This is a genomic window from Bacillus sp. ISL-46 (assembly GCF_018613205.1).
In genome coordinates this window covers 26652-42288 of record NZ_JAGGQR010000049.1, presented here as the reverse complement: position 1 = coordinate 42288, position 15637 = coordinate 26652, and the positions used below count along the sequence as shown (strand labels likewise).

Here is a 15637-nt window from a genome sequence, read left to right as displayed (position 1 = left end):
AATAACCAAAGATATAGCAGAAATATTATTCTATAAACTCTTATAACGGGAGTGAGAGAATGGAGGTTTATCCATGATACTTTTTCGAAGGTTGTTTCTTACAGCAGCTAAGTATCGGTATCGTACGGTGCTGTTATTTACGACATTTTATATTTTTATAAACGCTGAGGTTATGAGAATACTAGAGCCTGAAACATTTGGAAATACTTTCCACGCTATTTGGTGGATTCTTACCACGATGACCACGGTTGGCTACGGAGATGTGTATCCGACGACAATGTTGGGGAGAGTTTGGGCGATGGTAATCGTCTATACTGCTGGCATCGGGCTTTTTGGTACGGTTATAGGGATGATCGTCGATGCTGTGTCACGCTACAAACGGATGAAGGAGGAAGGAAGAATGTCTTTTAAAGGAGAAAATCATTACGTTATTATCGGCTGGACTGCCAAAAGCAAAAACACGATAAAAGAGCTGTTTATTGGAGATGAAAAAACAGAAATCGTACTAATTGATGAATTAGAGAAGACACCATATGAACATGAGCGGTTTTTATATATCCAGGGGAGCCCCACAGATGAAGAAACATTGAAAAGAGCAAAAATTGAAAGATCAAAAGCAGTCTTGCTCTTTGCCCCAGATGGGATCGACAACCCAGATTTAGCAGATGGTAAAACGCTATTAACCGCTTCCTCCATCGAGCGCTATGATGAAGGTACGGAAAAAAATATTTATACGATTGCAGAAATTCTAAATGAAAAGCATGTCGGCAATTTTAAACATGTCAAAATTGATGAATTTATCCTTTCTCATGAATCGGTGTCCAACCTGATGGCAAAATCGGCGCAGACAAAAGGGGCAAGTCATCTTTTTACTCAGTTATTAAGCCGAAAGGATGGAGACGGGGGCAGTGATTTATGGGAAGTTGAAGTTAAATCCGACTGGAAAACATACGGAGATGCTTACGAGCACTTAAAGAAAAAAGGGGCCCAGCTCATTGCGGACCGGAGTGATCTAAATATATTGAAAAAGTGGAATGAACCTCTATCGAAAGAGGCTCGATTGTTTGTGATATGCGATAAAAATACATATAAATCATTATAAAAAAACGCATCTCGAGATGCGTTTTTTTCAATCTAGCTCCAGCGCCTAGGGGCTCGGGGTCATAAGCCCCTGTGCAAGGCGCTTGCGCTTTTTTTAATATGTTAAACACCCAGCAATGACGATACCGATGGAAACCGACAGCAGCATTAGAAAAAGGCCGACTGCCTGGTTATCTTCCTCGATGCTTTGACTGACGTTAAAACGAGGTGTAAGCCATTCAGCCAGGTAAAAAACCACAATTTGAGCCACAATTCCGATTGCACCCCATATGGCCATATCCGTAAGAGAAATAGAATTGGCAGCAGTAGAATACAAAACAATGGCAAGACCTAGAAGCCTTCCCCCAAGGACATAGCTTGCTGCCTTATTTCCTTTTGCCATTAAGGAAAACTCTTTGACCTTTGTTGTTACTTCCATAAGAAACAGTCCTACGAATAAAAGACCAAGTGAAACTGCTAAATATAATAAGAAATTCGTCATTTCCATTCCCCCTTGTTTTTTATACCCACTGGTAAGAAATAAGAATCGTTGCCAGTGATTTTTCCACCTGCCCGAATGCCGATACCTCCGGCCTTTCCGGCAATGAGAAAAGATCCGAATACTAATGAAAGTACCTCGATTCCCTTTTCTGTTTCCAATGAAACAGTAGGGAGAGGGACGTACTGTTGAAAGACCGAAACTTCCTCTTTATAGGTTTGAAAGGAATTTTGAGCGGTAATATTGGAGTGTTGATCCCAAATTGTCACCGTATCTCCTTCTCTGCCGAAGGATGGTTTTTGAACATAGTCAAGCTGTCCCTTAAATGCATCTGCTTCAAGATAGGTAGGCAGCATATATTTCATAATCCACCCTTGCTCTTCTTTTGTATAAAATGCTCCCTGTTCTGCTAATCCCCAAATTAAACATTGAATGGATTTCGGCTGCAACAAAAAGGCTGAGACAGGATTTAAAATAGAGAGTTGGCCTTCTTTGACTAGTTGCAATAATTCGATTCCAACCGGGTCACCTGTTATAGGATCCTGATCGTCAACCAAATGTTCAAGAGGATAGGTTTGGCGGTACAACACATCAATAGGTATACCCTCATCGTCGACAAGAGTACCGTCTATAATCCGAAGAGTGGACAATGGAACGATCCGATTTTGAACCTGACATAACTTGCTTAAATATTTAATGGTATTCCAGTCTTCGATATGATCAGAGTGGGCTGTGAACACAATGTTAGCCTTCCTTTTTCCTTTTGATGCTTCGATTACTGCGCGTGTAATACCGGAAGAAAGCAGGAGTTCCCCTCCTTCATTTGGATCCAAGTAACCAAACTCAGAACAAACCATTCCGTTCATATGAAAACATTCCACAATAAAAGTCGGTGTATCACTATTGAATTCAATTAATTTGAATCCATCCGCGGTCAACACAAAATCGAACCGAGCGATAATGGTTTCAGGGGAGAAGTTTTTCAACCTTAAAAATGGAAGACTTACAGGTGGATACCCAAGTTCAAGGAGTTGTTCATCAGTAAGACTCCGTAACAGGCGGGCGGTTTTGAAAAAAATGTGACCCATGCGTTCTGTTGCTTCTTTTAAAAGGCAGGATGTATGTTCCGTTATCGAATAAACTTGGTAAAGACTATATTCGCTCTCGTATAAATCTGACCAAAAGGTTGGGAATTGCGAATAAAACACCTTTCGATTCGTTGAATAATTCGACATTTCTAACCTCCAAATCCACCCTTTGAACCACTGCCGAATCCTCCTTTAAAGCTTGAAGAGGATTTGTATGACTTGTAAGAGGAGGATTTCAAGAGTGATGATTTATTTCCATAATAGCTTCCCCCGTAAAAAAAATGACCATAATGAGACGAGTGGGTATCATCACATTGCCATACCCCTTGGTCATCATCCCAGTCCCAGTCTCGGCACCTGCTGTCATCGGGCTTTGGGGGGCGGTCGTCTGAACAGGCAGAAAGTGTTCCGGCTATGAGGGAAGTGATAACACCAGTCACTAACCATTGGGTTTTCTTCACCGTTTCACGCTCCTTATTGAATTTATATTTTAATTATAAAAGTAAACCTAAGGAAAACAATGGTAAAATGAAAGAAAAAATGAAAGAGGGATGAAATTTGAGGTTGGAATATCGATTGGATGATAAATATCAAAGGTTTCCTGCCCTTTGGAGCTATTTAGATTTAACAGTTAGTGAGGCAGTAGCAAGAATGACATGTGAATACTTCGTCAAAGAATCCGAAACGTATGTGGTAACGGCCACAGCCAAAGATCCAGACGGGACGGCTGTCCTTTACGTGAAAAAGGAAAAGTCATCCTATGACGACATAACTGAAGAACAGTATTCCCATATTGGTTTTGAAGTTAGAGAGCTTCAGAGAAACAGGTCCGTCCTGATCGAGAAAAAAGATGTTTGGAATCATGAAGAAGTTTTGGTTGTCCTTCACTCCGATATTATTTACATTCAGAAAGACGGAAGGTTCCTAGAATTCGCCCTTGATTCAAGGGAAATTGACGAAGACCGAAAATGTTATGTTTATTATGGGAGTTTCACGGGGAAAACTCGATAGATGTGAATAGCACACAATAACGTGTGCTATTTTACAAATAGGGTACGGAAGGAATGTACACTAAAAAAGAAAAAACCTGTGATTTTTTAAAGGAAAAAGACGATTTTTGTCGTATTTTTAGGGATATAGATGTATTGTCCTGGAGGAATAACGATGCTTGCAGAAAAACTTCTTTTGAATGTATTAATTTCATTAGCACCTGTCCTACTTTTAAGCATACTAATTGAAAATAAGCGCAAAATTAATTATCCAATCTTATGTGGTTTGCTTCAAAGCATTGCTGCACTTACTTGTATGATTTTTTCGTATTCGAACTATGGATTTGATTGGGACCTCCGCTATGTTCCTCTTATACTAGCCTTTCTTTACGCAGGTCCAGTTGCGGGAGGGATGGTTGTAACGACCCTACTTGGCGCACGCATCTTAATGGGGGGCGAAACGGTTATTTTTGGCCTAGTAAATACTCTTTTAACGGCTCTTGTCCCGTTCCTCTTAAACAAAAGGTTTTTTGGTTATTCCCCAAATAAAAGGTTAGTTCTCACAACTTTATTATGTGGATGGTCCCTGCTCCTTTGTTATATTTCGCTTATCACGTTTCGCTATTTTGAGGGGAATTTCTTAAAACTAGATTTTAATATTCCTGACCTCCTCCTTGTTGCCCTCATTCAAACAGTGGCAATTGCCCTGGAGGCAAAGCTTGTTGAGGGGATTATCGAACGAAGTCGAATGAAGAAAGAGATTCAGCGGGCTGAAAAGCTAAATACGCTAGGGGAAATTGCGGCATCCATTGCTCATGAGGTTCGAAATCCATTAACAGTGGTGAAGGGATTCCTTCAATTAATGCAGCAGGAAGAAAAGGGGAAAAATTATCAATATCTTTCACTTGTTTTGAGCGAATTAGGTAGGGCAGAGTCGATTATTAATGACTATTTAAATTTTGCAAAGCCGAAATTTGAAAAAGTAGAAGAGTTTCCGTTAAAAGAAGTCTTAGCAGAAGTTGTCATGCTTTTGGAGCCACTGGCTGCCAAACAAGGAGTGCGGCTTGAAAGCGAACTTGACTCAACCGGGTTCACACTCGTCACTGATCGAAACCAATTAAAACAGGCGCTGGTTAACCTAATTAAAAATGCAATTGAAGCAACCCCTGATGGTGGGAAAGTAACAATACATAACAAATCCGATAATAATAAAGCGTCTATATTAATTATGGATACTGGTAAGGGAATGACACCAGAGCAATTAGCACGGATTGGAACCTTGTTTTATACAACTAAAGATAAGGGAACAGGGCTAGGTACATCCGTTTCCTTAAGAATTATTGAAACAATGAACGGAAAAGTCTTTTACAAGAGCAAGCCGGGAGTTGGGACGGAGGTAAGAATGGTCCTTCCTGGCAGCCAAAAAACAGCATTGGTAAATTTTTAATAATCAAGGCTAACCGATTGTTAGGATGGTTAGTTATTTTTTTGATATAGTAGTAGGGAAAAGTAAAGACGAAAGGTGAGATACCATGCTCGAATTATTGCCTCTCATGCTTGAACGTGTAGGTATTCTTATCATTGTAGCGTTTCTTCTCTCGAGGATGAAATCATTCCGTCAAATAATTCATAATGAACATGGCATTAGAGCTAAGGTAGCTATGATTGCAATTTTCGGGGCTTTCGGGGTCATCAGCAATTATACTGGTGTAGAGATTGGACATGGAACAATTACCTCCCAGGACTGGTTGACAAATATGGACAGTGAAAGTGCGATCGCTAATACTAGAATTATGGGTGTAACGATAGGTGGTTTACTTGGCGGACCCATTGTTGGAATTGGGGTCGGTTTAATTGCCGGTATACACCGATTGACCCTAGGTGGTTTTACAGCTTCTGCTTGTGCCCTGTCAACGATTATGGCTGGAGTTGTCACAGGAATCTTAAGTAAGCGCTTTAAGATTCAAGAGGGGAATTCGCCTTGGAAGGCTGTTGTCATGGGGATATTAATGGAATGTGCCCAGATGGGGATTATTCTTTTACAAGCCAGACCATTTAATGAGGCTCTGCATCTTGTAGAGGTAATTGCTTTCCCGATGATTGCGATTAATGGGTTTGGGACACTTCTTTTTGTATTGATAATTCAGGAAATTCTGCAAGAACAAGAGCGGATGAGAGCACTTCAAACACATAAAGCCTTATACATCGCCAACCAGACTCTCCCTTTTTTTCGCCAAGGTTTAAATGTGGAATCTTGTACAAAAGCAGCGGAGATTATTCTCCATTGGACCAATGCGGATGCCATTTCGATTACAGATCAATCCCATGTTCTTGCCCATGTAGGTACAGGTTCAGACCATCATATTCCGTCAGGAAACATGGCGACGGAATTAACGAAAAAGGTGCTGGAACAAGGGAAGATCACAATTGCAAAATCGGTTCATGAAATTCAATGTTTTAACCCAAACTGCCCTCTGAAAGCAGCCATTGTATTACCTTTACAGGTCCATGCAAAAACAGTGGGGACACTGAAGCTGTATTTCACTGATACTAGTAAACTAGACAGGGTTGAACAAGAGTTGGCAGAAGGTTTAAGCAACTTATTTTCGGTCCAATTAGAAATGGCGGAGCTGGAAATGCAAAGAAGATTATTAAAAGATGCGGAGATTAAGGCTTTGCAAGCCCAAGTCCATCCACATTTCTTATTCAATGCTATTAACACGATTTCAAGTCTTATTCGAACAGATGCCGATAAAGCTAGGAGTCTATTAATCAAACTAAGTACCTTCTTCCGAAGTAATCTACAGGGAGCAAGGCAAATGTTAATACCGCTTGAAAAAGAACTCGAACATATTGAGGCTTACCTAACCATTGAGCAAGCACGCTTTCCAAACCGTTATCATGTGGAATTGGATATTTCACCACCGCTAGAAAGGGTACTAGTTCCGCCTTTTACATTGCAGCCGCTTGTTGAAAATGCAATTCGTTATGCTTTTCCAAAGGCGAAACATGGAACCGTAAAAGTCTGTGCCTTCCAGGAAGGGGAGAAAATGGTCCTTTTAACTGAAGATGATGGAAAGGGTATCTCAGCGGAGCTGCTTGGAACACTGGGAAACCAAACAGTGGATTCATCTGGAGGGACAGGAACAGCGCTCTGGAATATCAAAAAAAGGATTGAAGAAATTTATGGTCAAAATGCTTCTTTTCAAATTGAAAGTAGCCTTAATAAAGGAACGAAAGTATCGATTACACTACCGTTAACACAACAAAAGTGGGGTGAGGATGTTGTTAAAGGCTTTTATTGTGGATGATGAGCCGTTAGCCAGAGATGAGCTGACCTATCTTCTTAAACGAAGCAAACAGATTGAAATAGTGGGGGAATCTGATAGTGTGGAAAGCTCATTTGAAAAAATAAGCAGGCTAGAACTTGATGTTGTTTTTTTAGATATCCAGCTCGCTGATGAAAGTGGAATCGAAATTGCAGCTCTTGTTAATAAACTTGATCATCCTCCATTAATTGTATTTGCGACAGCGTTTGATGAATATGCCCTTAAGGCTTTTGAATTAAATGCCGTTGATTACATCTTAAAACCTTTTGACGAAAAAAGAGTCTTACAAACAATTGAGAAGCTTTATAAACTTATCGAATATAAAAAACAAGCTATTCCTTTTTCAATTCAGAAAAATAATTTTGTTAACGAGAGGTCTGAAAAGCTTGCGATAACAATCGATGAAAAAATTGTTATCGTAAACATAAGTGACATACTCTATATCGGTACAAATGAAGGGAAAACAGTCATTGCGACAGGGAACTCAAAGTACTCTGTCAGTGATACGCTAATCACTTTCGAAAGGAAGCTGCATCATTCGTCGATCATTCGTGTCCACCGCGCTTATTTAGTTAATGTCGATGCCATTGTTGAGATAGAGCCTTGGTTTAATTCTACCTACAACTTAATTATGAAGGATGGAGAAAAGGTTCCAGTAAGCAGAACCTATACAAAAGAGCTAAAACAGCTTCTTGGTTTTTAAGAAGCTGTTTTTTGCATTTCATTCTATTATTCTTGTTATTCATCGTCTAATCCTTGCATTTTAGCTTGAAAACCCAATGTTGGCGTTTTCTTCCGCTAAGATAGAGACAAGTGAAGTATGAATATAGGAGGTTAGAATAATATGAATGCGGTTTCAATTGTAATTGGTTCGATCTGTATTTTAATGATTGCTTATCGTTTATATGGAACATTCATGGCAGCAAAGGTTTTAAAATTAGATGATTCAAAGCAGACACCGGCACATGAATTTAACGATGGAAAGGACTATGTACCAACAAATAAATGGGTTACATTCGGTCACCACTTTGCAGCAATCGCTGCAGCAGGCCCGCTTGTGGGTCCAATCCTTGCAGCACAATTTGGTTACTTGCCAGGTCTGCTCTGGCTGTTAATTGGGGCTGTTATTGGTGGGGCAGTTCATGATGCGGTGGTACTATTTGCATCGATGAGAAAAAAAGGAAAGTCCTTATCAGAAGTAGCGAAAGATGAACTAGGACCTGTTGCTGGTTTTTGTACGGGACTTGCCATGTTGTTCATTATTACCATCACAATGGCAGGTCTTTCAATGGTTGTTCTTCATGCACTTGAACACAATCCATGGGGAACCTTTTCAGTGGGAATTACGATTCCAATCGCGATGCTTGTTGGAATCGCTTATAAGAAAACCGGCAATTTAAAATTAACATCGACTATAGGTTTTATTCTCGTTATGGTCGGAGTGTTTGTTGGTCCGTCCATTCAAAATACGGTATTAGGTGATTGGCTGACATTAGATACAAAAACATTAGCTATTATACTACCAATTTACGCTTTCTTTGCAGCAGCGTTGCCAGTATGGCTTTTACTTGCACCACGTGATTACTTGAGCAGCTTTATGAAAATTGGCGTATTTATTGCACTTATCATCGGAGTATTCATTATCAATCCTGCAATTGAGATGCCTGCTTTCACAAAATTCACATCTGGTGGTGGACCGGTATTAGGTGGTCCTGTATGGCCATTTATCTCAATTACGATTGCCTGTGGAGCGATCTCCGGTTTCCATGCTTTCGTAGGTTCAGGTACGACTCCTAAAATGCTTGATCGTTGGTCTGATATAAAAGTGGTTGGTTTTGGCGCCATGCTTGTAGAATGTGTGGTTGGAATCATGGCATTGATTGCGGCAACAGCCCTTCAGCCTGCAGACTATTTTGCGATTAACTCAACACCTGAAGTCTTTAAAACACTTGGCATGCAAGTGCAGGAGCTACCGAAACTTGCCAATGAAATTGGCATTAATCTTGAAGGTAGAACCGGTGGTGCGGTGACATTAGCAGTAGGTATGACCTATGTCTTCACAGCCATTCCATGGTTTGCGAAATTATCATCTTACTTCTTCCAGTTTGTTATTATGTTCGAAGCTGTATTTATTTTAACAGCCATTGATTCTGGAACACGTGTTGCTCGCTATTTAATCCAAGACTTTTTCGGTGAATTCTATAAGCCATTGAAGAAAACAGATTGGCTTCCTGGTTCTATTTTTGCTAGTGCATTAGCATGTTTTATGTGGGGTTACCTACTCTTCTCGGGTGATATTGGCTCCGTCTGGGCGCTGTTTGGTGTTTCCAATCAACTAATGGCTTCCATCGGTCTAATTATCGGTGCAACAGTAATACTAAGCATTGCTGATAAACGTCGATATATGCTTACATGCTTGGTACCGCTCGCTTATCTCTTTGTAACTGTAAACTATGCGGGCTACTGGATGGTGAAAAATGTTTATCTAAATTCCGAAGCAGCAGGCTATAGTGTCTTAAATGGGGTTTTATCCATCATTATGTTAGCGCTTTGTATGATTATTATGGTGACTGCTATTAGAAAATGGATCACTATGTGGAATTCACCGCGGATTAAGCTTGAAAGAAATGTAGCTTAAAAAAACGAAACAGATTACTTCGGAAGGCAATTTCTTCGAGGAATCTGTTTTTTTTGTTATATAGGAAATAAATATTCATTAAAAATGGAAATTATATTAATTATATTAGGAAAGTATTAACCCTTGAGAAAAGCTTAATACTAATTAATAAAAGATTAAGGTGGAGCATTTCCATCACTTGAATTTCCATGGAATAATCTTCAAATAGTTTTATTTTTCAAAAAATATTGCTTTTTCCCTAAAATGATTATATTATTTCGATATACATTTTTAGCGAACTGTTTTTTCAGAACATTCCGCCATCATTTCGTGGAGGTAAACCAATGAATTTATTTAGAAAAAAATCAATAAAGGATCTTATACAAGAAGCTGGGCAAAAAGATGTAATTTTAAAGAAAGATTTAGGTGCCTTTGATTTATCCATGCTTGGAATTGGAGCTATTATAGGTACTGGAATATTTGTATTAACTGGTGTTGCAGCAGCAGAACATGCAGGACCTGCACTTATTTTATCTTTTGTTTTATCTGGATTAGCGTGCGTATTTGCTGCCCTATGTTATGCGGAATTTGCATCCACTGTACCGGTTTCAGGGAGTGCGTATACGTATAGCTACGCTACCTTTGGTGAAATAATTGCTTGGATTTTGGGCTGGGATTTAATCCTTGAATATGGGTTCGCATCATCTGCTGTTGCTAGTGGTTGGTCAGGGTATTTACAAGGGCTTCTAGCTGGCTTTGGTATTCATTTTCCTAAAGCAATCACAAGTGCATATGATCCAGCAAACGGCACATTTATCGATGTTCCGGCAATTCTTATCATAGTAATCATCACGTTGCTATTAACACAAGGTGTTAAGAAATCTGCTCGATTTAACACGATTATGGTAATTATAAAGTTAGTCGTTGTTTTGTTATTTATCGGTGTGGGCGCTTGGTATGTAAAGCCCTCAAACTGGACGCCATTTATGCCGTTTGGATTTTCAGGTATTACAGCTGGAGCTGCAACTGTGTTCTTTGCTTATATTGGCTTTGATGCCGTATCAACTGCAGCTGAAGAAGTGAAAAATCCTCAAAAGAATATGCCAATTGGTATTATCGCATCTTTACTAGTATGTACGGTGTTATATATTATTGTCTCTGCCATTCTTACTGGAATCGTTCCTTACCAAGAGTTAGGCGTGAAAAACCCAGTTGCATTTGCTCTTAATTATATCCATCAGGATTGGGTAGCTGGTTTTATTTCGCTTGGTGCGATTGCAGGTATCACAACAGTATTATTGGTTTTACTTTATGGACAATCTCGTTTATTTTATGCGATTAGCCGTGATGGCCTATTGCCAAAAGTATTTTCAAAAGTAGATAAGAACAAGCAGACACCAATGGTGAATTCATGGATTATTTGTTTGCTAGTATCGATTTTTGCAGGTTTAGTTCCATTAAACAAACTTGCAGAACTAACAAATATCGGAACTCTCTTTGCCTTTATGACGGTTTCAGTGGGGATTTTATATCTTCGAAAAAATAAACAAGCACCTAAAACAGGCTTCCGGGTTCCATTTGTACCTTATATTCCAATTCTTGCTTTTGTGTTCTGCGGGTATTTAATTATTCAGTTACCAAAAACAACTTGGATTAGCTTCGGAGTTTGGCTTGTGATCGGACTATTCGTTTATTTCGGGTATGGACGTAAACATTCAACCTTGAATAAAACAGTGGATCAGTTAAATAAAGTTAGCTAATTGGATCAAACAAAGAAGGGGCTTACTCTAGGTAAGTCCTTTTTTTTGTTTGGTTTTATCGAAAAATGTCGAAATTCATCGCTTTTACAAAAATAATGTAATTTAAACATAAGAAAGATGATAAAATAGGAGCAGGTTTTTTATCTAATTTAATACAAGATGATCAGATTGAGGAGAAACTAGCATGAAAGAAGGCGTCAACAATCCGAAGCTTTTATTTGAAGAGAGAAAGGCAATAACACTGTTTTTATGGTTATTTTACTTTATGTTTTATTCGTTTGATATTTTCTATAATTATATTAGACCTTACTTAAATGACCAGGAAAGTCAATTTGATACAGAGAGAGTTGGTCTGGGAATTTGGTTATATATATTAATCCTTGCTTTGTTGCCGATTGCTATTTACTTTATTAAAAAGGGAAATCCTTACATTGTTAAATATATCTACATCATTAGCTATATTGGTATTGATATTTTGGACACCCTTTTAGAAATTTTAGGAACGACAGCTTCTTATGCTGCAGGAAATATCGTGGAAGTATTATTTGTTCTATTTAGTCCTATTTTTGTAAATAAAAAATACTTCTGGGTTGTTTCGTTGGGGATGATAGGGAAGGAATTATTGTTAGGAATAATTTTACAAGATTTAAACGTATTAATTCCAACAGTTATCTATGTCATCTTATCAGTGATAGCCTATATTTTAGTGATACGCTTTAATTCCTATATTCAAACCTTGACAACCGTTTACGAAGAACTACGACAAAAAGAAAAGCTGGCTGTTATTGGTCAAATGGCTGCGGCAATCGGCCATGAAATACGTAATCCCCTTTCATCATTAAAGGGCTTTACACAAGTGCAGCAGGAACGGTACCCAAACACAAACGATTATTATCCAATTATGATTCAGGAAATCGATCGGATTAATTCCATTGTTAATGATTTGATGTACATTGGCAAACCAAGAGTAATCAAATTTGAAAAGGCAAGTATCGAAGAAATAATTGCTTATACATTATCCATTACGCAACAACAAGCCGAAAGACAAGGAGTAATTGTTGAAACAATAATGGCTGGCCCCTTACCACCTCTTGATTGTGATGATAAACAATTAAAACAAGTATTTATTAATTTGATAAAAAATGCGATCGAAGCAATGCCTGAGGGCGGTAGGATAGAAATACGTGTTAAAGTATTAGAAAAACACAAACTGTCCGTTTCAATTCAAGATGAGGGGTGTGGAATTGCTGATGAGAATATCCTAAATCTTGGAGAACCATTTTTTACAACGAAAACGGATGGAACAGGCTTAGGCTTAATGGTTACAAATCAATTAATTAAGGATCACAGGGGTGCGATGAAAATAAAAAGTATTATTGATAAAGGAACACGAGTAATTGTAACTTTACCGATACTACAAATAGATAAATAGTTCTACAATTATACAAAATTCATCAAAATAAAGTGTTTCAAGGGTATTATCAATGATATATAATGTAGAGGAATACTGAACATTAATAGATTTTGTAATTTTCTATTATAGATTGAAAAAAGTAAAAATATTTTATATTAGCATTTCTATGAGGATTTTATGGAAAGTACAATGGGATAGATACATGGAGGAGTTTATGTTACCTAATGAAGAAATAAGAACTGTTAAATGGTTTCTTTTATTTTTTTATATAATTCTTGTAGGTTATGATTTTTTTTATTACTATCTTTTCCCAGCCTTCATTGAACATGAAGAAGTGGGCCCGCCTAGTAAATTTTTTTATTTAACCTATATCCTTTTAATAATATTAATTCCAATAGCATATTATTTAAATAAGCGGAATAAGCAAGCTTCAATAAAATACGTATTTTTTATAAGCTATCTATTGGTTACTTTTATTGTGGATATCTTATCCTTCTATGGAAGGGGAGCGTCTTACAAAAGTGGGAATTTAATAGAAGTGTTTTTACTTTTATCACTACCTCTTTTCCTTAGTAGAAGATATTTTTGGCTAGTAAGTTTAGGTGTTACGGCAAGATATTTATTCGTTGGTATTATATTAAAGACTTCTTATGTAATAATCCCAATTATTTTAATAGCTGTACTGTCTATCATGGCATTTTTTTTATTAGTTCGTTTTCAGGGATACGTAAAAGCGATAAGTACTTCATACGACAAACAATTAGAAGGAATTGTAAAAGGTGTTATTGCTACTCTGGAGTTAAAGGATCCTTATACTAAGGGACATAGTGAAAGAGTAGCCAGTTATGCTTTGTTGTTAGCAAAGGAAATAGGTAAGCTTTCCAAAGATGAGCAAAAATCTTTTTATTATGCATGTTTATTACATGATATAGGAAAAGTTCATATCCCTGACCGAATTCTAATGAAACCAGGGAAGTTGACAAACGATGAATTTGAGATAATAAAATCACATCCAGTTGTTGGTGCTGAAGCAGTTGATAATGTCGAGGGGATTAAAGGTAGTCTTTCTGTCATTCGTTCGCATCATGAACGTTGGGATGGTAAAGGGTATCCTGATCAATTAAAAGAAGAAGAAATCCCCTTCCTTGCTAGAGTGGCTGCAGTTGCAGATGCTTTTGATGCAATGACATCTTCTCGATCTTATCGAGCAGCAATGCCAGTTGAAATAGCCTATCAACGCATCATTGACGGAAAAGGTTCCCAATTTGATCCTATGTTAGTGGAAGAATTCAAAAAGGTATATCCAGCATGGATTAAATTTCATGAAAAATATCCGTGGTTAAAAGAATGGGAATTTCCTAAGGAGGTGGATTTATGAAAATCCGAAAGCTGAAAAAGGTAAAAACAACTTGCTGGTGGTGTCAATTTGTTCCTGGTTGGAAAGGTTAAAAAAAGGATGCTAGCGAAAAGCTAAGCATCCTTTCTTAATGATAATATATGAGATAAAGGGTGTTAATATGAACCTAACACTTCATTCACGTCTTTTGTTGGTCCCAGTCAATATTCGCAAGGATAAAAAACATTATATCGTTGAAGATATTGCATTAGGCGAGTTTTATGAGATGCCGAGGGTTTGTATTGATGCAATCCATTTAATCAACAATGGTGGGTCGATAGAGGAAATTGAACGGGTGCTTAAAGATAAATATCCTAATGATGAAGTAGATATGCTCGATTTTGCCGAACAATTACTAATTATGGGCTTGATAGGTGAAGTTGATGGTGTAAAAGTTGAATTGAAGGAAAAGAAAAAGAAAGACCTAGGCCTTTTATGGATTTCACCAAAGATCGGGGAGTTTTTCTTTAATAGGGCTGCATACCTTGTTTATTTCACTTTATTGCTAGTTAATGTGTTTATCCTTCTATCCCATCCAAGTTTATTTCCGCACTATAAGGATTTGTTTGTTTTTGATTTAATGATTTTGAATATCCCGACTTGGATGGGAATTACGATTATCCTTGTCTTTATTCATGAGTTTGGCCACATATTAGCGATGAGGGCTCAAAATCTTCCGACTAAGCTGGAGGTCGGGCATCGATTAATACTTGTTGTCCTTGAGACTGATATGTTATCGGTTTGGAAACTACCTTCTAATAAGCGGAATGTTTTATTTCTGGCGGGCCTTTGCTTTGATACACTTATTCTTTCATGCGCATTAATTAGCCATCTAATTTTTACAAATGGGTCAGAGATTTTCCTGGGTGTTATGAATGTAGTAGTCTTGGATACATTTATTCGAATGGTTTACCAAGGCTTCATTTATATGAAAACCGATTTATATTACGTGATTGAAAATGTATCGGGCTGCTATAACTTAATGGAAAATGCTCAGCAAGCGATAAGGAAGAAGCTTTCATTTCTCAACTCACCATCAATACAAGAGGTTGTTTTTGAGGGAGAAAAAAAGGTAGTTTTTTTATATTCAATCTTTTATTTTGTCGGAGTCATACTGACAGTTAGCATATATACATTTTTTTATGTCCCCCAATTATTATTTGCATGGAAAAGAATTCTTCCTGGTTTTTCTCAAGGACCGTCCTCGCTTCCATTCTGGGATGCAATACTTTTTACCTTGCAAATACTAATTGGTTTATTACTTCTTCTATATTCCTGGCGAAAAAAGTACACTCAAAGATAGATCTTAATACTAGATGTGACAAACATTTGTCTAAAATAATATTTCTAAGGGTTTTTCCCTTCCATGATAGGGGAACTCCCTGATATTTATAACACCACCGTTTTTCTTACAATAAGAGTAAGAAAAACGGTGGTGTTATTTTTTTTTAGGAGGGACTAGAGG

The 15637-nt window shown here is 37.7% G+C and carries 13 protein-coding genes and 1 pseudogene; 11 read left to right on the top strand and 3 right to left on the bottom strand.

Going from position 1 to position 15637, the window contains the following annotated elements; genetic code table 11:
• The first annotated feature begins 73 nt into the window (after positions 1 to 73).
• Positions 74 to 1102, top strand: coding sequence for a potassium channel family protein (locus J7E67_RS22860; protein ID WP_214715277.1), 1029 nt, complete (start codon positions 74 to 76; stop codon positions 1100 to 1102).
• 93 nt (positions 1103 to 1195) lie between these two features.
• Here J7E67_RS22860 and J7E67_RS22855 read toward each other — a convergent pair whose 3' ends face one another.
• Genes J7E67_RS22855 through J7E67_RS22845 form a run of 3 tightly spaced genes read right to left on the bottom strand, consistent with a single transcriptional unit; the run spans position 1196 to position 3128 of the window.
• Complete coding sequence (locus tag J7E67_RS22855) at positions 1196 to 1582, bottom strand: DUF350 domain-containing protein (RefSeq protein WP_088085752.1); 387 nt, start codon at positions 1580 to 1582, stop codon at positions 1196 to 1198.
• Positions 1579 to 2814: a glutathionylspermidine synthase family protein gene (locus J7E67_RS22850; protein WP_214732887.1), complete on the bottom strand. Its 1236-nt coding sequence runs from the start codon at positions 2812 to 2814 to the stop codon at positions 1579 to 1581. The genes J7E67_RS22855 and J7E67_RS22850 overlap by 4 nt, the downstream gene beginning before the upstream one ends.
• A 2-nt stretch (positions 2815 to 2816) precedes the next feature.
• Positions 2817 to 3128, bottom strand: coding sequence for a hypothetical protein (locus J7E67_RS22845; RefSeq protein WP_214715281.1), 312 nt, complete (start codon positions 3126 to 3128; stop codon positions 2817 to 2819).
• 97 nt (positions 3129 to 3225) lie between these two features.
• On the opposite strand from J7E67_RS22845, the gene J7E67_RS22840 reads away from it, so the two are divergent.
• The 10 genes and pseudogenes from J7E67_RS22840 to J7E67_RS32365 all read left to right on the top strand — a co-directional run.
• Positions 3226 to 3678 (top strand): hypothetical protein, encoded by a 453-nt coding sequence (locus J7E67_RS22840; protein ID WP_214715283.1) that lies wholly within the window; start codon positions 3226 to 3228, stop codon positions 3676 to 3678.
• Positions 3679 to 3831: 153 nt separating this feature from the next.
• Positions 3832 to 5103 (top strand): ATP-binding protein, encoded by a 1272-nt coding sequence (locus J7E67_RS22835; RefSeq protein ID WP_214715284.1) that lies wholly within the window; start codon positions 3832 to 3834, stop codon positions 5101 to 5103.
• Between the two features lie 85 nt (positions 5104 to 5188).
• Positions 5189 to 6967 carry a sensor histidine kinase gene (locus J7E67_RS22830; RefSeq protein WP_214715285.1) on the top strand — a complete coding sequence of 593 codons (1779 nt, stop codon included), beginning with the start codon at positions 5189 to 5191 and terminating at the stop codon, positions 6965 to 6967.
• Positions 6942 to 7688, top strand: a complete 747-nt coding sequence (locus tag J7E67_RS22825) for a LytR/AlgR family response regulator transcription factor (protein ID WP_214715381.1) — start codon at positions 6942 to 6944, stop codon at positions 7686 to 7688. The genes J7E67_RS22830 and J7E67_RS22825 overlap by 26 nt, the downstream gene beginning before the upstream one ends.
• A gap of 141 nt (positions 7689 to 7829) precedes the next feature.
• The gene (gene cstA, locus J7E67_RS22820) at positions 7830 to 9623 is read left to right on the top strand and encodes a carbon starvation CstA family protein (RefSeq protein WP_214715286.1); all 1794 of its coding nucleotides are present in this window, start codon (positions 7830 to 7832) and stop codon (positions 9621 to 9623) included.
• Between the two features lie 323 nt (positions 9624 to 9946).
• Entirely contained in the window at positions 9947 to 11362 is a 1416-nt protein-coding gene (bcaP, locus tag J7E67_RS22815; RefSeq protein ID WP_214715287.1) for a branched-chain amino acid transporter BcaP, read from the top strand.
• 184 nt (positions 11363 to 11546) lie between these two features.
• Complete coding sequence (locus J7E67_RS22810; RefSeq protein WP_214715288.1) at positions 11547 to 12794, top strand: ATP-binding protein; 1248 nt, start codon at positions 11547 to 11549, stop codon at positions 12792 to 12794.
• A gap of 196 nt (positions 12795 to 12990) precedes the next feature.
• A complete protein-coding gene (locus tag J7E67_RS22805; protein WP_214715289.1) occupies positions 12991 to 14154 on the top strand; it encodes an HD-GYP domain-containing protein in 1164 nt (387 codons plus the stop codon).
• Positions 14155 to 14293: 139 nt separating this feature from the next.
• Complete coding sequence (locus J7E67_RS22800) at positions 14294 to 15475, top strand: hypothetical protein (protein ID WP_214732886.1); 1182 nt, start codon at positions 14294 to 14296, stop codon at positions 15473 to 15475.
• Between the two features lie 101 nt (positions 15476 to 15576).
• Positions 15577 to 15624, top strand: a pseudogene (locus J7E67_RS32365) (hypothetical protein); the annotation flags it as partial.
• Positions 15625 to 15637: the final 13 nt, after the last annotated feature.